Annotated in this window: 22 protein-coding genes, 1 tRNA gene and 1 pseudogene; 14 read left to right on the top strand and 10 right to left on the bottom strand. The window is 63.8% G+C overall.

The genetic code is table 11. The features are described from left to right. Window positions 1-53: 53 nt before the first annotated feature. Both NKH28_RS12065 and NKH28_RS12060 read right to left on the bottom strand, forming a co-directional pair. Entirely contained in the window at window positions 54-842 is a 789-nt protein-coding gene (locus NKH28_RS12065; RefSeq protein ID WP_352818135.1) for a helix-hairpin-helix domain-containing protein, read from the bottom strand. Window positions 843-1,232: 390 nt separating this feature from the next. After that, window positions 1,233-3,068, bottom strand: a complete 1,836-nt coding sequence (locus NKH28_RS12060) for a M3 family oligoendopeptidase (protein ID WP_352682529.1) — start codon at window positions 3,066-3,068, stop codon at window positions 1,233-1,235. Window positions 3,069-3,220: 152 nt separating this feature from the next. Here NKH28_RS12060 and NKH28_RS12055 point away from each other — a divergent pair, with 152 nt between their 5' ends. From NKH28_RS12055 to NKH28_RS12045, 3 genes are all read left to right on the top strand, one after another. Then, complete coding sequence (locus tag NKH28_RS12055; RefSeq protein WP_352978991.1) at window positions 3,221-4,798, top strand: sigma-54-dependent transcriptional regulator; 1,578 nt, start codon at window positions 3,221-3,223, stop codon at window positions 4,796-4,798. Between the two features lie 359 nt (window positions 4,799-5,157). Continuing rightward, complete coding sequence (gene mepK / locus NKH28_RS12050) at window positions 5,158-7,011, top strand: peptidoglycan L,D-endopeptidase MepK (RefSeq protein WP_352832439.1); 1,854 nt, start codon at window positions 5,158-5,160, stop codon at window positions 7,009-7,011. 83 nt (window positions 7,012-7,094) lie between these two features. Next, a tRNA-Gln gene (locus NKH28_RS12045) sits at window positions 7,095-7,168 on the top strand. 51 nt (window positions 7,169-7,219) lie between these two features. Here NKH28_RS12045 and NKH28_RS12040 read toward each other — a convergent pair. Beyond that, complete coding sequence (locus NKH28_RS12040; protein ID WP_352978989.1) at window positions 7,220-7,858, bottom strand: 2-dehydro-3-deoxy-phosphogluconate aldolase; 639 nt, start codon at window positions 7,856-7,858, stop codon at window positions 7,220-7,222. 169 nt (window positions 7,859-8,027) lie between these two features. Between NKH28_RS12040 and trhO the strand changes: the two genes are divergently transcribed. Continuing rightward, window positions 8,028-8,948, top strand: coding sequence for an oxygen-dependent tRNA uridine(34) hydroxylase TrhO (gene trhO, locus NKH28_RS12035; protein ID WP_502899559.1), 921 nt, complete (start codon window positions 8,028-8,030; stop codon window positions 8,946-8,948). Between the two features lie 123 nt (window positions 8,949-9,071). On the opposite strand, the gene NKH28_RS12030 is transcribed toward trhO, so the two are convergent. Beyond that, complete coding sequence (locus NKH28_RS12030; RefSeq protein WP_352978987.1) at window positions 9,072-9,329, bottom strand: Cif family virulence factor; 258 nt, start codon at window positions 9,327-9,329, stop codon at window positions 9,072-9,074. 276 nt (window positions 9,330-9,605) lie between these two features. Between NKH28_RS12030 and NKH28_RS12025 the strand changes: the two genes are divergently transcribed. The 4 genes and pseudogenes from NKH28_RS12025 to NKH28_RS12010 all read left to right on the top strand — a co-directional run. Further along, on the top strand, window positions 9,606-10,352 hold the full coding sequence (locus NKH28_RS12025; RefSeq protein ID WP_352488764.1) for a tellurite resistance TerB family protein: 747 nt from the start codon (window positions 9,606-9,608) through the stop codon (window positions 10,350-10,352). A 221-nt stretch (window positions 10,353-10,573) separates the two neighbouring features. Next, on the top strand, window positions 10,574-11,329 hold the full coding sequence (locus tag NKH28_RS12020) for an SDR family oxidoreductase (protein WP_352469547.1): 756 nt from the start codon (window positions 10,574-10,576) through the stop codon (window positions 11,327-11,329). 191 nt (window positions 11,330-11,520) lie between these two features. After that, window positions 11,521-11,973: a hypothetical protein gene (locus tag NKH28_RS12015; RefSeq protein ID WP_352448203.1), complete on the top strand. Its 453-nt coding sequence runs from the start codon at window positions 11,521-11,523 to the stop codon at window positions 11,971-11,973. A 25-nt stretch (window positions 11,974-11,998) separates the two neighbouring features. Next, a pseudogene (locus tag NKH28_RS12010) lies at window positions 11,999-12,306 on the top strand (transposase); the annotation flags it as partial. On the opposite strand, the gene NKH28_RS12005 reads toward NKH28_RS12010, so the two are convergent. Both NKH28_RS12005 and NKH28_RS12000 read right to left on the bottom strand, forming a co-directional pair. Beyond that, the gene (locus NKH28_RS12005) at window positions 12,303-12,683 is read right to left on the bottom strand and encodes a YciI family protein (RefSeq protein ID WP_352837050.1); all 381 of its coding nucleotides are present in this window, start codon (window positions 12,681-12,683) and stop codon (window positions 12,303-12,305) included. The pseudogene NKH28_RS12010 and the gene NKH28_RS12005 sit on opposite strands and share 4 nt — an antisense overlap. A gap of 22 nt (window positions 12,684-12,705) precedes the next feature. Continuing rightward, a complete protein-coding gene (locus NKH28_RS12000) occupies window positions 12,706-13,890 on the bottom strand; it encodes a pyridoxal phosphate-dependent aminotransferase (protein WP_352494721.1) in 1,185 nt (394 codons plus the stop codon). Window positions 13,891-13,973: 83 nt separating this feature from the next. On the opposite strand from NKH28_RS12000, the gene NKH28_RS11995 reads away from it, so the two are divergent. From NKH28_RS11995 to denD, 4 genes are all read left to right on the top strand, one after another. Continuing rightward, complete coding sequence (locus NKH28_RS11995) at window positions 13,974-14,660, top strand: GNAT family N-acetyltransferase (protein WP_352918228.1); 687 nt, start codon at window positions 13,974-13,976, stop codon at window positions 14,658-14,660. A gap of 113 nt (window positions 14,661-14,773) precedes the next feature. Continuing rightward, window positions 14,774-15,757 carry a cation diffusion facilitator family transporter gene (locus NKH28_RS11990; protein WP_352978985.1) on the top strand — a complete coding sequence of 328 codons (984 nt, stop codon included), beginning with the start codon at window positions 14,774-14,776 and terminating at the stop codon, window positions 15,755-15,757. Window positions 15,758-15,819: 62 nt separating this feature from the next. After that, complete coding sequence (locus tag NKH28_RS11985) at window positions 15,820-16,026, top strand: hypothetical protein (RefSeq protein WP_352539338.1); 207 nt, start codon at window positions 15,820-15,822, stop codon at window positions 16,024-16,026. A gap of 1 nt (window position 16,027) precedes the next feature. Continuing rightward, window positions 16,028-17,005: a D-erythronate dehydrogenase gene (gene denD / locus NKH28_RS11980; protein ID WP_352978983.1), complete on the top strand. Its 978-nt coding sequence runs from the start codon at window positions 16,028-16,030 to the stop codon at window positions 17,003-17,005. Window positions 17,006-17,030: 25 nt separating this feature from the next. Here the strand turns inward: denD and NKH28_RS11975 are convergent, their stop codons facing one another. The 4 genes from NKH28_RS11975 to NKH28_RS11960 all read right to left on the bottom strand — a co-directional run bounded on the left by NKH28_RS11975 (window position 17,031) and on the right by NKH28_RS11960 (window position 21,028). Then, window positions 17,031-18,176, bottom strand: coding sequence for a nickel/cobalt transporter (locus tag NKH28_RS11975; protein ID WP_352979062.1), 1,146 nt, complete (start codon window positions 18,174-18,176; stop codon window positions 17,031-17,033). Further along, window positions 18,173-18,841 (bottom strand): DUF1007 family protein, encoded by a 669-nt coding sequence (locus NKH28_RS11970; protein WP_352469555.1) that lies wholly within the window; start codon window positions 18,839-18,841, stop codon window positions 18,173-18,175. The genes NKH28_RS11975 and NKH28_RS11970 overlap by 4 nt, the downstream gene beginning before the upstream one ends. Window positions 18,842-18,927: 86 nt before the next feature. After that, the gene (locus NKH28_RS11965; RefSeq protein ID WP_352469556.1) at window positions 18,928-19,827 is read right to left on the bottom strand and encodes a LysR family transcriptional regulator; all 900 of its coding nucleotides are present in this window, start codon (window positions 19,825-19,827) and stop codon (window positions 18,928-18,930) included. Window position 19,828: 1 nt separating this feature from the next. After that, window positions 19,829-21,028, bottom strand: a complete 1,200-nt coding sequence (locus NKH28_RS11960; RefSeq protein WP_352978982.1) for an amidase — start codon at window positions 21,026-21,028, stop codon at window positions 19,829-19,831. 562 nt (window positions 21,029-21,590) lie between these two features. Here NKH28_RS11960 and odc2 point away from each other — a divergent pair. After that, window positions 21,591-22,724: an ornithine/lysine decarboxylase gene (gene odc2 / locus NKH28_RS11955; RefSeq protein ID WP_352978980.1), complete on the top strand. Its 1,134-nt coding sequence runs from the start codon at window positions 21,591-21,593 to the stop codon at window positions 22,722-22,724. A 208-nt stretch (window positions 22,725-22,932) separates the two neighbouring features. Beyond that, complete coding sequence (locus NKH28_RS11950; RefSeq protein ID WP_352979060.1) at window positions 22,933-23,535, top strand: GNAT family N-acetyltransferase; 603 nt, start codon at window positions 22,933-22,935, stop codon at window positions 23,533-23,535. Window positions 23,536-23,574 lie beyond the last annotated feature (39 nt).

The raw sequence follows: 23,574 nt of genomic DNA, 5'->3' as shown, positions 1-23,574 counted from the left end.
CAAAAGCGGCGCCAGAGGGCGCCGCCTTGTTCCAGATGCCGCCTTGCGATGGATCAGGTGTTGCTGGCTTCTCCCGCGGTCGGGAAGCGGCGCGCAAATTCCTTTTCGTCGCCGGCGGCAAGCAGTTTCGCCTGCTCGATCCAGCGTTCACGTTCGATACGGCCGTCGAAATTCAACGTCGCCTCGATCCGCTTGACATCGTCGGGCGTCCAGGCGGCGATCTGGGCATAGGTCGTGACCCCAAGCCCTTTGAGCAGCCGCTCGTTGGTCGGGCCGATGCCGATCAGGCGACGCAGATCGTTGGCGTTGCCTGGGGCAGTGGCTGTTGCCTTGCCGGTCGCGGCTTTCTTTGCAGATGGCGCAGCCTTGCTTGCCGCCGGCGCGGTCGTCGGCGCGGCGCTCGCTTTCGATGCAGGCGGTTTCGGCGTTGCCGTTTTCGCGGCATTTGCGCGTGGCGCGGTCGCGGCCTTCGCCGTTGCAGATTTCTTCGGCGCCGGTTTGGCCGGTGCGGATGTCGAAATCAGCGTTGACGGCGCCTGCATCGCCGCCTTGGTCGCACCGGCCTTGGCGGCTGGCGCCTTAGCTGTTGCCGCCTTCGCGGTTGGCGCCTGGGTGGTTTTCGCCTCGCCCAGCCGGCGTTCGAGATCGGCGCGGGCGCGGCCGCATGCATCCAACTCACCGGTCAGACGGTCGCTATCGGCCCGCAATCTGTCGCGTTCGCTGCGCGTGCGGTCTAGATCGCCGCGCAAACTGTCGAGTTCGCCACGCAGGCGTCCCCAAATGAACCAGCCAACCAACACACCTACCAGGAACGCCAGGAGCATGTAGAAAAAAGTGCCCATTGTCTTTCTCTCTCCAGTCCGATCCGTCCGCCCTGGCCTGTAGAGCCATGACCTCGGCGAAGGACCATTCGATGGTGGTTCCGCAATTTGCAGAACAGCCGGCTTCGATCGAGCTGTCGGCGACCGGTTTGCCCCTGGCCAACAACCGTTGTCGCATCCGCCGACACGCCATGGCCGGTCGGGATTTTCCGACCGGATCCATTCGTGCCCGGCTGAGCTTGAGGGCGGACGCTATCATACAGCTTACGGGAATCTAACGGAAAACTTCCATGGAAAGTTATTTAAGAACAAATAACCAAGACAAGAATAGACCATCGCCAATATGCGTTGCTGCTAAACTGTTCTGGAAAACCCGGTCATCCGGTGTTGCGCATCGCCCAGTGTTGCGCATCACTTGTCCAGTGTTTCCAGCTCGTCGATCAGTCCGCTGATCACGCCAAGCCCGATCTGCCAGAAGGCAGGGTCGGCCGCGTCGAGGCCGAACGGCGCTAGAAGCTCGGAATGATGCTTGGTGCCGCCGGCGCGCAGCATGGCAAAATATTTCTCCTGAAAGCCGCGCTCGGCGTTCTGGTAGACCGCGTAGAGCGAGTTCACCAGGCAATCGCCGAATGCGTAGGCATAGACGTAGAAAGGCGAGTGGATGAAGTGCGGGATATAGGTCCAGAAAACCTCGTACCCTTCGCGCAGCTTGATCGCCGGCCCGAGGCTTTCCGCCTGCACTTCCAACCAGAACTGGCCGAGCTTGTCGGAGGTCAGTTCGCCGCTCCTGCGCTCGGCATGCACCTTGCGCTCGAACTCGTAGAAGGCGATCTGGCGCACGACCGTGTTGATCATGTCCTCGACCTTCTGGGCGAGCATGGCCTTGCGTTCGCGCTTGTCGGTGGTCTGCTCGAGCAGCGAGCGGAAGGTCAGCATTTCGCCAAACACCGATGCGGTTTCGGCCAGCGTCAGCGGCGTCGATGCCATCAGGGCGCCCTGGCCGCCGGCCAGCACCTGGTGCACGCCGTGGCCGAGTTCGTGCGCCAGCGTCATCACATCGCGCGGCTTGCCCATGTAGTTGAGCAGCACATAGGGATGCGCCGAAGGCACGGTCGGATGGGCGAAGGCGCCAGGCGACTTGCCGGGTCTCACCGGTGCATCGATCCAGTTGCGGTCGAAGAAAGTTCTGGCGATCTCCGCCATGTCGGGCGAAAAGCGCTGGTAGGCGGAAAGCACGGTGTTCTTGGCCTCGTCCCAGCCGATGACCGCCTGTGGGGTCTCGGGCAATGGCGCATTGCGGTCCCAGTGGTTCATCACCTCCATGCCGAGCCAGCGCGCCTTCATCGCGTAATAGCGATGCGACAGGCGTGGATAGGCGTCGCGAACCGCGGCGGCGAGCGCATCCACCACGCTGCGTTCGACGCGGTTGGCGAGATGGCGGGAATCGGCAATGTCCTCGAAGCCGCGCCAGCGGTCGGAGATCTCCTTGTCCTTGGCCAGCGTGTTGGTGACCAGTGTAAAGACGCGCAGATTCTTGCGGAAGGTCGTGGCCAGCGCCTCGGACGCCCGGCGGCGCACCTCGCCGTCGGCGTCCTGCAGGCGATTGAGCGCCGGCTCAAGCGTCAGCTCCTCGCCGTCGACGTCGAAACGCAAATCGGTCATCGTCTCGTCGAACAGGCGGTTCCAGGCCCCGCGCCCGGTGATCGATTTTTCATGGAAGAGCTGCTCTATGCGGTCTTCGAGCTGATAGGGCTTATCCTTGCGCAGATCGAGCACCCAGGGCCGGTAATGGGCGAAGGCCGGATCGGCGGCGAGTGCGGTTTCGATCGCACCATCGTCGATGAGATTCAGCTCGAGCGCGAAAAACAGCAGGTGCGCGCTGGCATCGGTCATCTTTTCCTGGATGTCGCCATAGAGCTTGGCGCGCTGCGGATCCGACGTGTTGCCGGCATAGACAAGCCCGGCATAGGAGACGATGCGGCCGATCAGCTCCTCCAGCACTTCATAGACCTGAAGCGCCTCGCCAAGCCTGCCGGCGCCGCCACGCCCGGCCTCGGCGGCGAGCGTGCCTTTCCAACGGCTCTCGAAGGCGATGGCATCGGCGGCGGCCTTGGCGATGTCGCGCTTCAACTCGGGCGCCTCCATGCCCGAATAGAGATCGGCTAGATTCCATTCCGGCAGGTCGCCAAGCTCCGCCACGCCCTGACCGGGCGCCGCCGCCAGCTTTCGAGCAAAAACCATGCGCATTGCCGATCCTTCCAGACACAAAAATTCGAGGAAACGAGAAGCCGGTCAAATCCTAAGGAATTCATTCACCGGGTTTTTTGAAAGCTTATTTAGAACCCTGTGCCAAGATGATCCATAGGGCGCATTCTCGGGCGGGCACGGTCGGATCAGTCATGGCAGCTTCCATACTCATAGTCGATGACGATCCCGTGCAGCGCAGGCTGCTCGAGGCGGCGGTGACGAAATTCGGCCACACCGCGATCGTCGCCGATGGCGGCGAGGCCGGTCTCGATCTCGTCGACGGACCCAATGCGCGCGACGTGTCGGTGATCATCCTCGACCTGATGATGCCGGGCCTCGATGGCATCGGCGTGCTGAAGGCGATGCGCGAGCGCGGCATCCACATTCCCGTCATCGTGCAGACCGCGCAGGGCGGCATCGAAACCGTCGTTTCGGCAATGCGTCACGGCGCCTTCGATTTCGTCGTCAAGCCGGCCTCTCCCGACAGGCTGCAGGCGTCGATCGGCAACGCCCTCAAGGTCGAAGCGCTCGAAGGCGAAGTGAAGCGCTCGTCACGGCAGCGCGGCGGCCATCTGACGTTCAAGGACATGATCACCCACAGTCCGGCGATGGATCGGGTGATCCGGCTCGGCCGCAAGGCGGCGGCGTCCAACATTCCGATCCTGATCGAAGGTGAATCCGGCGTCGGCAAGGAACTGGTGGCGCGCGCCGTCCAGGGCAGCGGCGACCGCCGCTCGAAACCCTTCGTCACCGTCAATTGCGGCGCCATCCCAGACAATCTGGTCGAATCGATCCTGTTCGGGCACGAGAAGGGCTCGTTCACCGGCGCCACCGAAAAACATACCGGCAAGTTCGTCGAAGCGCACACCGGCACGCTGTTCCTTGACGAAATCGGCGACCTGCCGCTCGACGTGCAGGTCAAGCTGTTGCGCGCCGTACAGGACGGCGAGGTCGATCCGGTTGGCGGGCGCTCGGCCGTCAGGGTCGACATCAGGCTGATCTCGGCAACCCATCGCAACCTGCTGCAGCAGGTCAAGGACGGCAAGTTCCGCGAGGACCTGTTCTACCGGCTGAACGTCTATCCGATCTTCGTGCCGCCATTGCGCGACCGTCGCGACGACATCCCCTATCTGGTCGAGCACTTCATGGAGAAGGTGGCGCCCGCCGATCCGCGCCACCGCCTGCGAGGCATCTCGGCTGCGGCGCTTGCCATGCTGCAGGCCTATGACTGGCCGGGCAACATAAGGCAGCTCGAAAACGCCGTCTTCCGGGCCTCGGTGCTCGCCGACGGCGACATGCTGACCGAAGAAGAATTCCCGCAGATCCGGGCGCAAGTCGAGGGCACGGTCAATCTCGATTCGGGTATCGCCTTGCCAGCTCCAGGGTGGCCAGCTTCAGGGGGGCCAACTCCAGGGTGGCCAGCTTCCGGAGTGGCTTCGGGCAGCCAGCCGCGCGACAACATATCGGCCGCTGGCGGCATCGCAGCCGCCGACGCCGATGCACCAGCCAAGCCTCGTTTCGGCACGCTGCGGGCGCTCGACGAGCGCGGCAATGTGCGTGCGCTGGCCGACGTCGAACTCGAAATGATCAAGCTCGCCATCGATCACTATAACGGCCAGATGAGCGAAGTCGCCCGCCGCCTCGGCATCGGCCGGTCGACGCTCTACCGCAAGCTCAAGGAATACGGCATCGACCCGGAAACCGGCCGCGTCGAACGGCTCGCTTCCTGAGTCACAGGGCCAAGCCGGTTCTCATCCGGACATCATTCCACGCAACTGCGCCTCGAAATGATGTGTTCGCCACAGTGTTCACGTATTAAGGCGGACGGTAACAGATCGTGTTTCGAGCTGGCGCCAAAACATGATCTAAACCAGCGGTTTACCAAGATATCCTGCGCAATATTTTTGGCGGGATATCGCCACCGTGTTACCGCATTTCGGCTTCAATAAGCGATGATTAACCATTAGGATCGATATTCGGATGCACACACCACGCATCCGTTTGGTCAAATCCGGGGACAAAACGGCAGCCTGCAAGGCCTTTTGATTTGAACAGAATCGAACGACACGAAAACGGGCGGCATTATCACATGAGCGTCTGGCCGAGATGGCTGGCAGCGGTGATTGTTGCCGTCGGGTTCCTTGCAGCGGCGGCAACCGGCGCCAGCGCCGAGACACGTTCGCTGAAGCTCTATCATCTCCACACGCATGAAAAGGCGGAGATCGTCTACAAGCGCAACGGCCGCTACGACCAGGCGGGCTTGCGAAAGATCAACATCATCCTGCGCGACTGGCGTCGCAACGAGCCGACCAAGATGGATCCGCGCCTGCTGGACCTGGTCTGGGAGGCCTATCGGGAGAGCGGCGCCACCGACTACATACAGGTCGTCTGCGGCTATCGTTCGCCGGCCACGAATTCGATGCTGCGCAGCCGCAGCAGGGGCGTCGCCGAAAAAAGCCAGCACATGCTCGGCAGGGCGATGGATTTCTATATTCCCGGCGTGCCGCTGAAGAAGCTGCGCGACGTCGGCCTCAGGATGCAGGGCGGCGGCGTCGGCTACTATCCCAGCTCCGGCTCGCCCTTCGTGCATATGGATGTCGGCAATGTACGCCACTGGCCCGGCATCAGCCGCCAGGAACTGGCGCGCGTGTTCCCCAACGGCAAGACGCTGCATGTGCCGAGCGACGGCAAGCCGCTGCCTGGCTATCAACAGGCGCTCGCCTCCTACAAAGCCCGCAAGGGGGCCGGCGCGCCGGCCATCGAACTCGCCAGCGCAAGCGGCGGTGCCAAAAAATCCCGTGGGTTCTTGGCAGCCCTCTTCGGCGGTGGCGACGACGAGGCGGACGACAGCGCCGACGTGGCGATGGCCGAGCCGGCGCCAAAGCCCCGTAACGTGAAGCCGGCGCCGTCCGCCAAGAGCAGCAACCTGCCTGGCATTGCCATCGTCGCGCCTCAGGATGCCAAGCGCGCTCAGATTCCGGAAGTCGCCGATGCTCCGGCGCCTGCGCCTGAACCGGAGAACGACACGCCGGAGACGATCATCGCGGCATTGCCTGCCCGCAGCATCCCGCTGCCGGATTTTGCTCCGCGCCCGAAGACGGACGTCGGCGGCCAGCCGCCTGAGAACGTTCCGTTCGGCGTGGCGGATGCGGCTGGATCGACTGAACAGGCGGTGGCGACCGCGCAAGCGCCGGCAAGTGTGGCGCCGGCAAATGTTCCGTTCGGCATAGCAGACCCGTCTGCTGCGGCCGGCCCGGTGCAGGTCGCTGCAAACAACATTCCCGTGCCGAGCTGGCGGCCCGATCATTCGCTGCCGGCCGATCTTTCGCCTGCTAGTCTTGCGCCGCAGGACAAGCAAGTGTTGCTGGCGCTGGCGAGTGCGGCCGAGCGGAGCAACACCGCCACCGACGCATTCTCGGTGTTGCCGTCGGCGCGGCCCGACAGTTCCCAGCCCGACGAGGTCAAGGCCGTTCTGGAAAGGGTCAGCGCGACCGACGAATACAAGGTCGCGTCGCTTTCCGAGCAAGCATCGGTGTTCGAGGAACCGGCGAGCGACGACGGGGCATCGAGCGACGGGGCATCGCCGCGCGAGGCCATCGTTGCCCGCCCGGCCGGCTCCGATCCGGCCGCCGTCATCGGTGCAGGCGTGAAGACCACACGCAAGGAACCCAGGGCCACCGCCCGCGACCTGAAGCCCGGCCCCAAGCCGGTGGTGGTCGCCGCCGCGCCGCAGGCCGCCCGGTGGGCGCTGCACAGCGGTGAGTATGTCGCAACCGTTTCAGATGCGACAACGGCGCCGCGCTACGCCTACGACTTCGTCCGTACGGCACCGAGCGAGGTCTATACGATAGGCTTCCAGCCGGGCAACGAGATGGCCGACGCAAACCGGTTCACCGGCAAAGCCGTCAAGTTCATGTCGGTTGCCCGCTTCAAGACCGAGTAGGCCGCGCTGGGCACCTCGCGCGGCTGCTCCACCGCCGGCACTGGCTTCCTTCATCCAGGGATGCTAACCAGCGGTCGGCATTCTCCCGCTTCGTCTAATGGTAGGACAGCGCCCTTTGAAGGCGTGAATCGTGGTTCGAGCCCATGAGCGGGAACCAGCCGGCGAACCGGATCGGCCAGATCGGCGGCGGCTTTTGATGCAGAAGATGCTAGCGCCCGAGCTTGCTTGCCGCGCGTGCCAAGGCTTTGATCTCGTCCCATTTGCCGGCCTTGACCAGGTCGTCCGGCGCCACCCAGGAACCGCCGACGCAGATGACGTTGGGCAGGCTGAGGTAGTCCGCGGCATTCTTGCCGGTGATACCGCCGGTCGGGCAGAATTTCACGTCGGCAAGCGGCGAGGCGAAAGCCTTGAGCGAAGCGATGCCGCCCGACTGTTCGGCCGGGAAGAATTTCAGAAAGCGCAGGCCGGCTTCGCGGGCGGCCATGACCTCTCCCGGCGTGATGGCGCCGGGCAGCAACGGCACGTCGCTGTCCTTGGCTGCCGCGAGAAGCTCGCGGGTGATGCCGGGGCTGACGATGAACTTCGAACCGGCGGCCGCCGCCTCGCCGAACTGCCGGGCGTCCAGGATGGTGCCGGCGCCGACGACGGCGTCTTCAACCTCGCCCGCCACCAGGCGGATCGCCTCCAGCGCGTCGGCGGTGCGCAGGGTGATCTCGATCGCCGGCAGGCCGCCGCGGGCCAGCGCCCGGGCCAGCGGCACCGCGTCGGCGGGATTGGCGATCTTCAGCACCGGTATGACCGGCTGGCCGTTGAGGAGCGACAGGAGCTTTTCGGTCGTGCTGGGCATTCGTCGTCTCTCCTCTGTTGATCAAGTCGACCGGTTAGCAGAAGGAGGTTTTTCTGTCCACGAAACGCGGCGTGTCGCGATGTCACGCGTGGTGTTCGAAACCCGTCGCGATCAGACCGCTCTCGGCTCCGCCTTGATCCGGCTGTCGTGAGCGTCTAGTGGCTTGGTGATGACACTTCCCAGCCAAGCCTTCCGCGTTGCCGCGCTTTACCGCTTCGCCCGGCTCGACACCTTCGAGGCGCTGCGCGCGCCGCTCGCCGCCTTCTGCTGCGCACGCGGCATCAAAGGCACGCTGCTGTTGGCGCGTGAGGGCATCAACGCCACGGTCGCCGGCAGTGAAACGGCAATCGCGGCGCTCATCGATCATCTCGAATCCATCGACGGTCTCGCCGGCCTCGAGATCAAATACAGCAGCGCCGCAACGATGCCGTTCCACCGCATGAAGGTGCGGTTGAAGCGCGAGATCGTCACCATGGGCGTGGAGAATATCGATCCGGCGGCAGGTGCAGGCACCTATGTCGCGCCGGCCGACTGGAATGCACTGATCTCGGATACGGGCACCATCGTCATCGACACGCGCAATGCCTACGAGGTGTCGCTCGGCACCTTCAAGGGCGCTGTCGATCCCGCCACCAACAGCTTCCGCGAATTCCCGGCCTGGGTCGAGCAGCATCGGCACGAGCTCGACGGGCGCAAGGTCGCCATGTTCTGCACCGGCGGCATTCGCTGCGAGAAAGCGACAGCCTATGTGAAGTCGCTCGGTTTGGAGGATGTGTTCCACCTCAAGGGCGGCATTCTGAAATATCTCGAGGACGTGCCCGCCGAACAGAGCCTCTGGCAAGGCGAATGCTTCGTCTTCGACGAGCGCGTTTCGGTATCGCACGGGCTGGTCGAAGGCGAGGCCGAACTCTGCCGCGCCTGCCGGCATCCGCTAGCCGCGGAAGACCGGCTGTCGCCGCAATATGCCACCGGCGTTTCATGCCCGCATTGCTTCGATGCCCGCTCGGACGAAGATCGCGCCCGCTACGCCGAGCGCCAGCGCCAGGTCGAGCTGGCGCAAGCGCGCGGCGACCGCCACATCGGAAGTTAGCTTCACGTTAAGCAACTTTACGTTAAGCAACAGAGAAACGATCGATGACCCACAGCCATGTCCCGTCGTTCTGCCGGCGCGCGACCTCGGTGGTGATGGTGCCGTCAGGAAGCCGGGTCGAGGTCAGCGCCAGGTCGCCATTGACGACAGCGGGCGCTGATCTCCGGACTGAAATTTTCGGCCGGTTGCGGTGATCTCCGCGAACAGCCCCCGGATGGCTTCGCGGCCGAACGTCAGCTGTCCGCCACCGCTGTCGATGACGGCATGCTGCTCGAAAAGCGCGGCCATGCCGTCAATGTCTCCGACCCATTGCCGTGAAATCAACAGGCGCTCCAGTTCCTGGGGGTCGCGTGCCGGCTGGCGGTCTGTCTCATCGGTCATGCCAGGCTCCTCTCAAGCGACATGCCGCGACATTAGTCGAAGTCGGGGGCGGTTTCGACACGTCCGATGTCCAGAGCGTCGCGCGTTTTTTGACGCGGATGGAGGCTGCAGCATTATAATTTCCGCGTGAAATCCCAGCAGATGTCGGTGCGAAGTCATGCGTGGCAGCGGGCAAAAGGATGCGCCGCGTCATTGTAATGTCAAACTGCGGGACCTAGGTCTTCGACGTGCAAACCTGCCCGCGCACCTTCGGCCGGGCCAATTCTGGAGGCATTGATGTTCGATCCCAAGAAGCTCCTCGACGATCTGCTCGGCTCGCAAGTTCCCGGCACCGGATCGACTGTCCGCGACAAGGCGGGGCAGGCGGTGCAGATGGCCAAGGACAATCCGCTTGCCGCCGGCGCGCTGGCCGCGGTGCTGCTCGGAACCGGCCCAGGCCGCCAGGTCACCGGTGCGGCGGTGAAGCTTGGTGGGTTGGCTGCGATCGGCGGCCTCGCCTACAAGGCCTACCAGAACTACAAGAACGGCAACGCGCCGGCCGAGACGCAAGCTGCAGGCGAACCGGAATTGCTGCCGCCGCCGGCCGATACCGCCTTCCATCCGTCGCAAGCGCCGCAGGGCGAAGACGAATTCACGCTGACGCTGGTCAGGGCGATGATCTCGGCGGCGAAGGCCGACGGTCACGTCGATGACGAAGAGCGGCAGAAGATCGCCGGCAAGCTCAGCCTCGCCGGCGTCGGCGCCGAAGCGGAGAAATTCCTGATGTCGGAACTGGAGGCGCCGCTCGATCTGGATGTGCTGATCGCCGGGGCCAAGACCGATGCGCAAAAGCTGGAACTCTACACCGCCTCGCGTCTTGCCATCGATCCGGACACGCGGGCCGAACGCGGCTATCTCGACCTGCTTGCCGGCCGTCTCGGCCTGCCGGATGCGCTGGTCGACCATGTCGAGGCGACGGTGACGGCGGCGAAGGTGCCGGCAGCGGGCAGCACGGCCAAGCCGGTCGCAGGCTCGCGCTGGTAGCTCGAAGAGGAAGCCTCGGAGCTCGGCGCCGTTGGCGTTAGCTTCTCGTTAATCCGGTGAGCGCATGATTTCAGTCAGTCGGATCGGTTTTCCTCCTCCCATGCCCGGTTCGGATCAGGGGCGGTCGCCAACGGCCGCCCTTTTTGTGAGCACAGGCTTTGGGCCGGCTTGCCATGGTTCCCGTCATTTGCGATGCCTCATCCCTTTCAGGGAGTACAGCCATGACCGACTATAAAACCGCCATCGTCACCGGCGCCGGCACGGGCATCGGCAAAAGCGTCGCCACGGCGCTGCTCAAGGCCGGCTGGAATACGGTCTTCTGCGGTCGCCGCAAGCCGGTGCTGGAGGATGCGATCGCCGCGGCCGGGCCGACGCAGGCCAAGGCATTGGCCTTCGCCTGCGACATCAGCAAGGCCGATCAGGTCGACGATCTGTTCGAGACGGTGGCTGCGGCTTTCGGGCGCGTCGACCTGCTCTTCAACAATGCCGGCACGAGCTACAAATCGACCTTGATCGACGACATCCCGGTCGACGTGTGGAACGACATCGTCGGGGTCAATCTCACCGGCTCGTTCCTGTGTGCTCGCGCCGCGTTCGGCGCCATGCGCAGGCAGCAGCCGATGGGCGGCCGCATCATCAACAACGGCTCGGTATCGGCCTATGCGCCACGGCCGGGCTCGGTGCCCTATACGGCGACCAAGCACGCCATCACCGGGCTGACCAGGACGCTGGCGCTGGACGGCAGGCCCTTCGACATTGCTTGCGGCCAGATCGACATCGGCAACGCGCTGACCGACATGGCGCAGGCGATGACGGTCGGCGTGCCGCAAGCCAACGGCACCATTGCCGCCGAAGCGGTGATGGATGTCGAGCGCGTCGCCGATGCCGTCCTCCATATGGCCAGCCTGCCGCTCGACGCGAACGTGCTGTTCATGACCGTGATGGCGACGAAGATGCCGTTTGTCGGGCGAGGGTAGGCAACCGGTCCAGGTTGTATACATGTCGTTGTCCCAAAACCGCTGCGCACTTTGGGCGACATGCACTAGACTAGGCCGTAAACTCATAAATGCGGAATGACCGGGATAGGTGGAAAGCGGGCTTGGGATTTGTGGAAAGCGGTCATGGCACATGTCATGCTTGAATTGCAGTCATAGAGAATGGTTCATGCATGAATTGGGAACAGATAGCATCGGATTTCGCTTGGGACGGCTCCTGGCGAGACATCTACGTTCTGAACACGTCTGAGGCAGATTGGCAGGTCGTCTGGGACATCCTCCTCGAATGGACCCCGCCTGCTAGTTTCAGTGTCTCCGGCAAGATCGAGTCGATGCCATTGGGCGTCGAAGCGGCCCTGGAAAGCGAAACAGGCAGCTTACTGTCTTTTTACGTCGGGCCAATCCAGCTTGCATGTCACTTCTTCAGCGCTGTCGAAATTGAGTTCGACTTCGATCCAAGGCAAGTCAGCGGAAAAACCGAGGTTGAGAAGCTTGACCGCTTTATGCGATTGCTCGGTGACGCTACTGGGAAGCAGATAATTCTTACGCAGGAAAATGATCAAGAGGCTATCATCGCCCGCTACTCTCCCGATCTTGAGAGTGTGGTCTGGACGGCACTTTCATAGCCAAATGTCTGCCTCCGCAGCGGACTTGATCAAAGATTTGCCTGAAGGTGCGATGCTGCTCGCCGACAAGGGCTACGATGCCAACGCATTGCGCACTGCCATCACCGACCAGAACACTTGGGCCAATATCCCGCCCAAAGCCTATCGCAAGGCCCCGATCTGCTTCAGCCCTTCCTATACAAAGCCCGTAACCTGATCGAGCGCTTCTTCAACAAAGCCAAACAGTTCCGTCGCATCGCGACGCGCTACGACAAGCTGGCTGAGAACTTTCTTGCCGCCCTAAAACTGGTCGCAATCCGCATCTGGCCACGTAGCTATGAGTCTACGTCCTAGGGCCGGGTGACCGGAAGCGGCACGCCGGGAAGATAGAGCGAAATCGGGCGGATTTCGTAGACGGCTGTCGGATTGACGCGGCGAAGGTCGCGCGCAATGTCGATGGCGGCGTCACGGCTGGCGCAGTCGACGACATAGAGCCCCAGCAATTGTTCCTTGGTCTCGGCGAAAGGGCCGTCGATAACCATTCCGGTGCCTGGCCCGCGCAAGGTGCAGGCGTCTTGTGTCGCGCCGAGCCGGGCCGCCGGCCCAAGGGTGCCTTGCCGGTAGAGCCGATCGTTGATCTGGAGAAGATCGGTCATCAGCGCCGCATCCTGCTCAGGCGTCAGTGCCGTAATCGCTTCTTCCTCGTGATAGGCAAGAATGGCATAGAACATCTGGCTTCTCCTTTCGTCGTCCTCACTTCGCCAGGAACGCCTCGATCCGCTCCAGCGCGCGCAGGATGTTCTCCTCGGAATTGGCGTAGGACAGCCTGACATAGCCTTCGCCGAGAATGCCGAAATCGGGGCCGCCGATCAGCGCCACGCCGGCATCCTCGAGCAGCGCCGAGGCGAGCTTCTTGGCCTTCCAGCCGGTCTTGGAAACATTGGGGAAGGCATAGAAGGCGCCTTTCGGCGTAATGCAGGAAACGCCGGGCAAGGCATTCAACCCTTCGACCACGACCTTCCTGCGGCGGTCGAAGGCGCGCATCATCTTGTCGACATCGTCCTGCGGGCCGTCGATGGCGGCAATGCCGGCATACTGGCTCGGCGCGTTGACGCAGGACCAGCAATTGACCGCCAGCTTGCGCACCTTGTCATAGAGATGCGCGCCCTTGTCGCCGTTCGGCCAGATCGACCAGCCCATGCGCCAGCCGGTCATCGCCCAGGTCTTCGACCAGCCGTTGAGCACGATCAGCCGATCACGGATTTCGGGGAAGGCGAGCAGCGAACAGTGCGTCTCGCCGTCATAGGTCATCACGTCGTAGATCTCGTCGGAGAGGATGGCGACGTCCGGGTGCGCTTGCAGCCCCTTGACCAGCTTTTCAATCTCGGTGCGCGGCGTGACGCCGCCGGTCGGATTGGCCGGCGAGTTGAGGATCAGCAGCCTGGTCTTCGGCGTGATCAGCGCCAAGGTCTCCGCAGCCGAAAAGGCAAAGCCGTTCTCCTCGCGCATCGGCACCGGGATGGGGGCAGCACCGGTGAACTCGATCATCGAGCGGTAGATCGGAAAGCCGGGATCGGGATAGAGGATTTCGGCGCCCGGCTCGCCGAACATCAGGATGGCCGCGAACATGGTCGGCTTGCCGCCGGGCAGGATCATCACCGCTTCGGGCGAGACTTCGACGCCGGTGGTGGCCAGCGTGCGGCGGACCACCGCTTCGCGCGTCGCCAGCAGGCCGTTGGCCGGCGTATAGCCGTGATGGCCATCGCGCAGCGCCTTGATCGCGGCCTCGACGATGTGCTGCGGCGTCTTGAAGTCGGGCTGGCCGATGCCGAGATTGACAATGTCGCGGCCCTGGTGGGCAAGTGCCGTGGCACGCGCCAGCACCGCGAACGCATTTTCCTCGCCGAGGCGGTCGAAGGCCGAAATCGTGTGGAGCATTTTTCCCGTCCGTGTGGTTCTTTCAGCGAGCGTGCGTTTTTGTGAGCGTCCGCCCGCAAAAGTCAAACGGATTGGAGTTTTCGGTGTCGGAAAATCTCAAGAATTGGCAACCGCGCCCGCGGCCCGAACGCAAGGTGCTGGAGGGGCGAACTGTCAGGCTGGAGCCGCTCAACGCCGAAAAACACGGCGACGGCCTGTTCGAGGCCTCGTCGGTGGCCGATGCCGGCGGCCGCTTCGCCTGGCTGCCAGACTACCCGCCGGAGAGCCGTGCCGCCTTCCAGCCGTGGCTGGACAAGGCAGAAGCCAGCGAGGACCCGCTGTTCTTCACAGTCATCGACAAGGCCAGCGGCAAGGTCGCCGGGCGCCAGACGCTGATGCGCATCGACGCCGCCTACGGCGTCATCGAGATCGGCAACATCTATTGGGGCCCGTTGATCTCGCGAAAGCCGGCGGCGACGGAAGCGCAGTTCCTGTTCATGAAGTATGTCTTCGACGAGCTTGGCTACCGCCGCTACGAATGGAAATGCAACAATCGCAACGAGCCGTCGAAGCGCGCGGCGGAACGTTTCGGCTTCAAGTTCGAGGGCATTTTCCGTCAGCATCTTGTGGTCAAGGGCGAAAACCGCGATACCGCGTGGTATTCGATCATCGACAAGGAATGGCCTGATCTGCGCAGAGCCTATGAAGCGTGGCTCGATCCGGCCAATTTCGACAGCGATGGCCAGCAGAAGCGGCGGCTCGAGGATTTTCGCGCCGAGTTCGGCGCCTGACCATGCTCCCGAAAAGTGGTATCCGGTTTTCGGATAGGATTATGGTCAAACGAGAAGACAGAGCCTCCATCCCGAGTCTGCCGGGATAGATCAGGCTCTAGCAGGGGCTATAGATGGCGCATACCCACGACCACGCTGCGCAGGGCCACGACCACAGTCACGGTGCCGGGCATGTGCACGGCTCGACCGACAAGAAGCGCGTGCTGATCGCGGCCTGCCTGACCGCCGGCTTCATGGTCGTCGAAACGCTTGGCGGTCTCTTGACGGGATCGCTGGCGCTGCTGGCGGATGCCGGCCACATGCTTGCCGATTGCATTGCGCTCGGCCTTGCTTGGTATGCCTTCCATCTCGCGGGCCGGCCGGCAACCGTGCGCCTCACCTATGGTTTCGGCCGGGTCAAGACACTGGTCGCCTATACCAACGGCATCGCCATCTTCGCCATTGCGCTGTGGATCGTCTACGAGGCCTGGGGGCGTTTGCTGACGCCTGAGCCCGTGCTCGGCGGGCCGATGCTGGTCGTTGCCATCGCCGGCCTTGCGATCAATATCGGCTCTTTCTTCGTGCTGCATGGCGGCGACCGCGGCAGCCTGAACATGCGCGGCGCCATCCTGCATGTGCTCGGCGACCTGCTCGGCTCGGCCGCGGCGATCGTGGCGGCGCTGGTGATCCTGGCGACGGGCTGGACGCCCATCGATCCGATCCTGTCGGTGCTTGTCGCGCTGCTGATCCTGTCCACGGCCTGGTCGCTGATGCGCGAAGCCGCCCACGTCCTGCTCGAAGGCGTGCCGGCAAGCCTCGACCGCGACCTGATCGCCAGGGACATCGAGGCGACAATCAAGGGCGTGCGCGAGGTGCATCACATGCACGTCTGGTCGCTCGACGGCTCCAGCAACATGGCGACATTGCATGCCTGCCTCAATGACGGCGTCGACGCGCATATGGCGGTAAGCGCGATCAAGAAGCGGCTTGCGGCGGAACATGGCATAGCCCATGCCACGGTCGAACCGGAATTCGGCCAATGTGCGGACAGACATGAGCATGATGACGAGCACGAGCATGCGCATGACACGGCACCGCACCGCGGCCATTATCACTGACTTCGGGAGTTCTGGGCATTGGCAACGATCGACATGAACTCTCGCCATCCTGGCGCCGCGTGATGGACCGCGACACCCGCAATGCGGCGATCGGCGCCGCTTGGGTTTTGCTGCTGTTCGGCATCGCAGCCTATTATCTTCCAACAGTGATGCTGGCGGTCGGCAGGGTCTCGACGGTGCTTGCCGGTGTCGTCGCGGCGATCTTCATGGTGGCAATCTTCGTCGTGTTCTGGCTGCGTAGCCGCAGCCAGCGCAAAAAGGGAAAGTGACATGCGCATTCTGATTACCGGCGCGGCAGGCATGGTCGGCCGCAAACTCATCGCCAGGTTGGCCAAGGACGGGACGCTCGGCGGCCGCAAGATCGCCGCGCTCGATCTTCACGATATCGTGCCGCCGCAAGCGCCGGTGCTCGAAGGTGTCAGCATTACCCTCCACACCGGCGACCTTGCCGCACCGGGAGCGACCGCAAATCTGGTCGCGCCGCGCCCCGACGTGATCTTCCATCTCGCCGGCGTGGTGTCGGGCGAGGCGGAGGCCAATTTCGATCTCGGCTATCGCGTCAATCTCGACGGCACAAGGGCGCTGTTCGATGCCATCCGCTTGGCCGCCTATACGCCACGCGTCGTCTTCACCTCGTCGATCGCCGTGTTCGGCGCACCGTTTCCCGACATCATTCCGGACGAGTTCCACCCGACGCCGCTGACCTCCTACGGCACGCAGAAGCTGATTGACGAGGCGCTGCTTGCCGACTATACGCGCCGCGGTTTCTTCGACGGCATCGGCATCAGGCTGCCGACCATCTGCGTCAGGCCGGGAAAGCCGAACAAGGCGGCCTCAGGGTTCTTCTCCGGTATCATCCGCGAGCCGCTGAGCGGCCATGAAGCGATCCTGCCGGTGCCGCGCTCTGTCGTCCACACACACGCCAGCCCGCGTTCGGCGGTGAATTTCCTGATCCATGCGGCTCAGATCGACGGCAGTGCCGTCGGCCCGCGCCGCAACCTGACGATGCCGGGCGTCGCCGTCACCGTCGGCGAACAGATCGAAGCGCTGGAACGTGTCGCCGGCGCCAAGGCGGTGAAACTGATCCGCGAGGAGCCCGACGAGACGATCTGGGCGATCGTCAAGGGCTGGCCGACGCGCTTCGAGGCGCGGCGCTCGAGGGAGCTTGGCTTTGCCGCCGAAACGAGCTTCGACGAGATCATCCGCGTCCATATCGAGGACGAGTTGGGAGGCAATATCCCTAGTTAAAGCGCCCCGATCGGACGCAACGAGGTCAGGCGCCAGTCAGGCTGGCCGAAAGCAGCAGCAGGCCGAACAGGAAGACGAAGGCGGCGCCGCCGATCTCGACGAAGGAATGGATACGGTTGCCCATGCGGCCGTCGCCGGCGAAATACACCGCCCAGTTCTTGGCGGTCACCGCAAGCGTCGCCAGGGCCGAGACGGTGATTGCGGTGCCGAGCGCCATGGCCAGCACCGAAAGGATGCCGCCGAACCACAGCCCATTCAGCAAGGCGAAGCTCAGCACGATCAGCGCGCCGGAACAGGGGCGGATGCCGACGGCGGCCACCGCCGACCAGGCCGTGCGCCAATCGAAGCGATCACCGGAAAGCAGCGCCGGGTCGGGGGCATGCGAGTGCCCGCAGGTCTCGCAGACCTCGCCCGCCGCATGGCTGTGGTGATCGTGCGCAGCATGGGCGTGGTCGTGGGCGCCGTGGTCATGCGCATGATCGTGGTGGTCATGCGCATCAAGCGCGTGGGAATGTGCCGCATGGGCATGCGCGGAATGTGAATGGCCGGCATGTGAATGGCCGGCATGGGCAGCCGAGAGGCTGTAGCCCGGATTTGCGCCGAACAGGCGAAGGATGGCCGGGCCGGCCTTGCGCCACAGCAGCCAGGCGCCGAACAGAGTGACGAAGACATAGCTCATGATTTCAAGGAACCATGCGGCGTCTGTCATCGAGACGGCAGTGCCGCGCAGCAAGAAATAGGCGACCAGCATCACCACGATCGCGGTCAGCGCCTGCAGCAGGGCCGAGACGAAGGACAGCATGATGCCGCGCCGGAGCGCCACTTCATTGGCCACCATGTAGGAAGAGATCACCGCCTTGCCGTGACCGGGGCCGGCGGCGTGGAAAATGCCATAGGCAAAGGACAGGCCGATGAGCAGCCACAACTTGCTGCCGTCCTGGCGCATCGCCTTCATCGCGCCGGCAAGCGCATGATAGAATTCCTGCTGGCGCAGATTGATCCACATCAGGATGTGGGCGAACGGGCCGGTGGCGGTTGGAGCCATGCCGTCATTGGTGCCGATGCCGAGTGAACTCTGGGCGTGGGCGGAGCCGAGAAAGTGCGTCATCACAAGGGCGGCGGCCAGAAGACCGAATGCCAAACGCAGGGACGGTTTGGTCACTGGATCTATCCTTCCGGCTGACAGGTCAGTTCAAGCTTGGTGGCGAAGATCTTGCTCATGTCGGTGCCTGTCGGATCGTTGAAGAAGGCCTCGGTCAGGGTCTTCTGGTTCTGGGCGATCGCCTCGTCCGGGTTCGGGCGGACAACCTTGCTGGTGCAGGTCGGCGGCAACCCATCGACCTGCAGATTGGCATCCTCGGTGAAATCGATCGCGGTGTAGAAGGTCGGGTCGTAGACGCCGATATCTATCTTGCCGCTCAGTTTGATCGGTACCTTCGGTTCAGATTCAAACAGGATGATCAACTGGTCATTGTCGAAATTGGCCATCAAATGCGGCGGCGGGGTCATTGCCACGTCCTTGCCGTCGACGGTGACGAGCTGGAAATAGTTGAATTCGGCAAGCGAGGCATGGACGGTGTCGGCGACATCCTTCAGCTCCTTGTCGTCGAGTTTCAGGTCGGAATTCTTGTCGAACTCCATCATCACCGTGCTCGAAAACAAATCGTCGAAGCGCCAGACATGGCGCAATGCCTTCACAGTTTGGTGATCCGGGCCGAGGACCACTTCGAGGCGGGCTTCGGCGAAGACGTGGGGATGCACCTCAGCCGGTCCGACGGCGGCAAACGTCGCGGTCAAGGCCGAAGCCAGCATGATTGCTTGCCGTTTCAGGTGCATTCTCGGTCGCGATTCAATCGGCTTCGGTGAATTGCCGACAGTTACCAGAAAGCGGGCGAAAATGGGACCGCAACGCGGCTGAAAGCTCATGCGTTGTCCAGCGTCTTGAACCACTGCACCAGGAAGTCGACGAAAACGCGAACTTTTGCAGGCAGATAGCGCCGGTGCGGATAGACGGCAAAAATGCCGCCGCCGGGCAGAATGCGGTCATCCAGCGCAGTCAGCAGCTTGCCGCTTTCGATGTCGGGCGCGGCGATGAAATCCGGCAGGACGGAAAATCCCAATCCAGCCACGGCAGCGGCCCTTGCCGCCATCGGGCTGTTGACCTCGATCGGGCCGGAAACCGAAACGCTCACCGTATCGCCGCTGTCGCCTTTGAACGGCCAGTTGGTGAGCCAGCGCCCATTGGTGTCGATGATGCAAGGCACGCGGGCAAGGTCTTGCGGCCTGACCGGCATGCCGTGCCTGGCGATCAGTTCAGGAGACGCGCAAAGCCGTACCGAAAATGGCGCCAGGCGTCTGGCGATCAGTGAGGAATTTTCCAGCCGCGAAATGCGCACTGCCAGATCGAAACCCTCTTCGACCAGATCGACGAAGCGGTCGTCGAGATGGATGTCGAGCACGATGTCGGGATGCTGCTTGGCGAAGTCGATCAGCGATTGGCCGATCGGCGCGTCGGCAAAGGTGCGCGGCGCCGATAGCTTGATCCTGCCGCGCACGTCGCCGGAGGATTCGCGCACCGCATCGGCAAGGCTGTCGACCTCGCGCACGATCTCCGAGGCGCGCCGGTAATAGGTGTGGCCGGCCTCGGTCAGGGAAAACTGCCTGGTGGTGCGGTTGAGCAGCAGCGCGCCGAGCTCGTCCTCCAGCTCGCGCACATATTTCGACAATAGCGCCTTCGAGCGGCCGATCTTGCGCGCCGCCGCCGAAAATCCTTCGGCCTCGACCACGTCGATGAAGGCGCGCATGCGGGTCAGCGTATCCATGTCATGCGCCTCCTTGGTGGGCCGAAAGGATGCGGGCGGCCAGCGCAATCAACTGCCGGTCGCTGTTCTTCGGACCGAGCAGCGAAAGGCCGAACGGCGCCCCGCCGGTCTTGCCGAGCGGCAGCGTGATTTGCGGAAAGCCGGACAGGCCGGAAAGGCAGAGCAGTCTCAGCGCCCGCTCGCGATAGGTCTGCAAATCGTCGAATGACGCGGCCTTGAGCGGCGCGGCACCAGGAGCGGTCGGAAGCACAAGAACGCCGTCGTCGCCAAGCAGGCCGGCCAGTTCGAGGCGAAACGAAACGCGACGTTCCGTTTCACATTGCGCGGTTGCCGCGTCGATTGTCGCGCCGTGCTCGAAACGCTCCTTGACACCGGGTCCCAGCATGCGGTCGCCGCCGGCGATCCAGGCGCCGTGACTTTGCCAGGCTTCATAGCCTTGCAGCTTGCGGAAGCACCAATAGAGATCGTCGGTCGAATGCGACAGCGGGCCGACGCTGCGCGGTGCGCCCAGCACCGAAGCGACACTGCGGAGCATGGCGCGATATTCGTCGGCCTCGTGCGGGCCGAGCACGAGGCCGTCCAGCGCAGCGAGAGTGACGGGGCGTCTCAGTTCGTGGGAATGCGGATCGTCGCCGAGCAGCGCCGTGCCGACCTTTTCGTAGATGACGATGTCGCTTGCGAACCAGCCGAACGTGTCCAGCGAAGGCGCCAGCGGCATGGTGCCGTCGAGCGGGATGCGGCCATGCGTCGTCCTGAGGCCGATCAGGCCGCAGAAGCTTGCCGGCGCTCGGATCGAGCCGCCGGTGTCCGATCCGGTTGCAATGTCGGCCAGCCCGCCGGCGACTGCCGCGGCAGAACCGGAGGACGAGCCGCCGGTGACGCGGTCGGGTGCTGCCGGGTTGACGGGCGACGGGAAATGCGCGTTCAGCCCGAACAGGGAAAATGCGAGTTCGTCGGTCTGCGTCTTGCCGACGAAGCGGGCGCCCGAATCAAGCAGCGCCTGGACGGCCGGCGCGGCCGCCATGGCCGGCGAGGCTTCGCGGTATTTCTGCGGATTGCCGCAACCGGTGCGGTAGCCGGCGACGTCGAAGATATCCTTGACGGCCAGCCGCAAGCCGGCAAGCGGGCCGGATTGCGCATTGGTAACAGGGACTTGATCAAGATCGAGAAAAGCGTTCAGCGGGCCGCGAGTGCCTGTCATGCGTTCGATATCCGGATGTGCCTGTCGCAGCATTGTTCTTCTGGTGCCGCAGCATTGTTCGATGCCACAAATTTTACAACCTGCCATACGATTTTTATTGATTGTGAAATCTTTCGATCTTATATCGCGCTTGCCCAAAGTCGCACGTGCCTGTGGGTGTCCGCCGATCCTCGAATGGTGAGGGCAATCGGTAAGGTAACTGGAGCCAACCCCTCCAGTCGGTTTAGCGGCCAACCGCCAACCGAGGACACCTTGAAGCAACGACGGTGCGGGCCTTTCTGGTGTTCTGCCGGTCGTCCAAAGACCGGGGTTACTGAAGAGGCACACCTTCATTGCCGGCAGTGCGGACGGGTCTCCCATCCAAGCCAAGGCAGACAAAGCGAACCGAGGCCGGGCAAGGCCAAGGTTCACCGCCGCGAGACGGCGCTTCATGGTTCCGGGGTCTCCACCGGCTGGTTCCATGGATTTGACGTCCCGCCTTTGTCCACCGCGTGTTCGCGAGGCCGAGAGCCCGCGTCCGCAAGCCTTTGTGCGCGCCGCAAGGCGCTGATGGAGAGACCCGATGGCTACCCAGCGCATCCTTGACTTTCTCGCCACCCGACGTCCGAACGGCCCGTGCCTCGTCGTCGACCTCGATGTCGTGCGCGACAATTTCCGTGCTTTCGAGAAGGCGCTTCCCGATTCCAAGATCTACTATGCGGTGAAAGCAAATCCGGCGCCGGAAATCCTGCGCCTGCTTGCTGCGATGGGCTCGTCCTTCGACACCGCTTCCGTTGCCGAAGTCGAGATTGCGATGGACGCCGGTGCGCCGGCGGACCGCATCTCCTTCGGCAACACCATCAAGAAGGAGCGCGACATCCAGCGCGCCTACCAGCTCGGCATCCGGCTGTTTGCGGTGGACTGCGTCGAGGAGGTCGAGAAGATCGCCCGCGTCGCTCCCGGCGCCCGTGTGTTCTGCCGCGTCCTGACCGACGGCGAGGGCGCCGAATGGCCGCTGTCGCGCAAGTTCGGCTGTGTGCCGGCGATGGCGGTCGACGTGCTGCGCCATGCCAGGGCGCTCGGTCTCGACGCCCATGGCGTGTCGTTCCATGTCGGCTCGCAGCAGACCGACCTGACCGCCTGGGACCGCGCGCTGGCAGACGCCAAGAAGGTGTTCGCGACGCTGGCCGACGAAGGCATCGTGCTGAAGATGGTCAATATGGGCGGTGGTTTCCCGACCCGCTATCTCAGGGATGTGCCGGTGGCGCAGGCCTATGGCCAGGCGATCTTCTCGGCGCTCAGGAAGCATTTCGGCAACGCGATCCCCGAGACGATCATCGAGCCGGGCCGCGGCATGGTCGGCAATGCCGGCGTCATCAAGTCGGAGGTCGTGCTGATCTCGAAGAAGGCCGACAACGACAATGTGCGCTGGGTGTTCCTCGACATCGGCAAGTTCGGCGGTCTTGCCGAGACGATGGACGAGGCGATCCGCTATCCGATCGTCACCGCGCACGACGGCAGCGAGACCGCGCCTTGCGTGCTCGCCGGCCCGACCTGCGATTCGGCCGACGTGATGTACGAAAAGACGCCGTACCCGCTGCCCCTGTCGCTGACCATCGGCGACGAGGTGCTGATCGAGGGCACCGGCGCCTACACGACGACCTACGCCTCTGTCGCCTTCAACGGCTTCGAGCCTCTCCGATCCTACGTGATCTGAGGGCTCGCAAGAGTTGCTCAGATCATCCCCGGTGGGCGCCTATCGCCCGCCCGGGCTCGCCTGTGGAACAATCCGCTTGTGAAGGATCGCGGAAATGAACATTGCAGATCTCATCGTTGAAGGCGTGGGAGTCTCCCCCCTCGAGGGGGAGATGGCCGCGAAGCGGCCAGAGGGGGTCGGTTCGACTGGACTCGGCCTCCTGCCGGGGATGGAGGCCGGCGCTTCACGCGCGACAACCCCCTCTGTCGCCTTCGGCGACATCTCCCCCTCGAGGGGGGAGATTGCGGTCGTCGCCGAAACCGCCGCCGACGTCCCGGCTCGCGAGGCTTTGCTCGATCGCGCCATGGGGCCGAAGCGGCGGAAGAAGTCGTCGGAAAAGCTGCGGCGCGGCCGCCGGCCTTCGGAGGGCCTTGCCTTTGTCGCGCGCGATACGTCGGGCACTGTTGCCGGCACGGTGCGGCTGTGGGACGTGGTGCTGGGCGAGGGCGGCACGGCAGCGCTGCTGCTCGGCCCGCTTGCGGTCGACCCGGCGCTGAAAAATGCCGGCATCGGCTCGGCGCTGATGCGCCATGCGGTCGCTGAGGCCGCGCGGCTTGGCCATGCGGCGATCCTGCTGGTCGGCGACGCGCCCTATTACGAGCGCTTCGGGTTTTCGGCCGCAAAGACCGGCTCGCTGGCCATGCCGGGGCCTTACGAGCGGCACCGCCTGCTGGCGCGGGAACTGGTTGTCGGCGCGCTCGACGGCGCGCAAGGCACGCTGAAGGCGGCCGGGCGCAAACTGAAGGCGCAGAGACTGCCGCTCGCTGCCTGATGGTTCGAAGCAAGCCGCCGCCATCGTGCGGCGGCTTGT

The sequence above is a fragment of the Mesorhizobium sp. M1227 genome (assembly GCF_040318315.1).
GTDB lineage: Bacteria > Pseudomonadota > Alphaproteobacteria > Rhizobiales > Rhizobiaceae > Mesorhizobium.
This window is presented reverse-complemented; position numbering and strand designations above follow the sequence as displayed.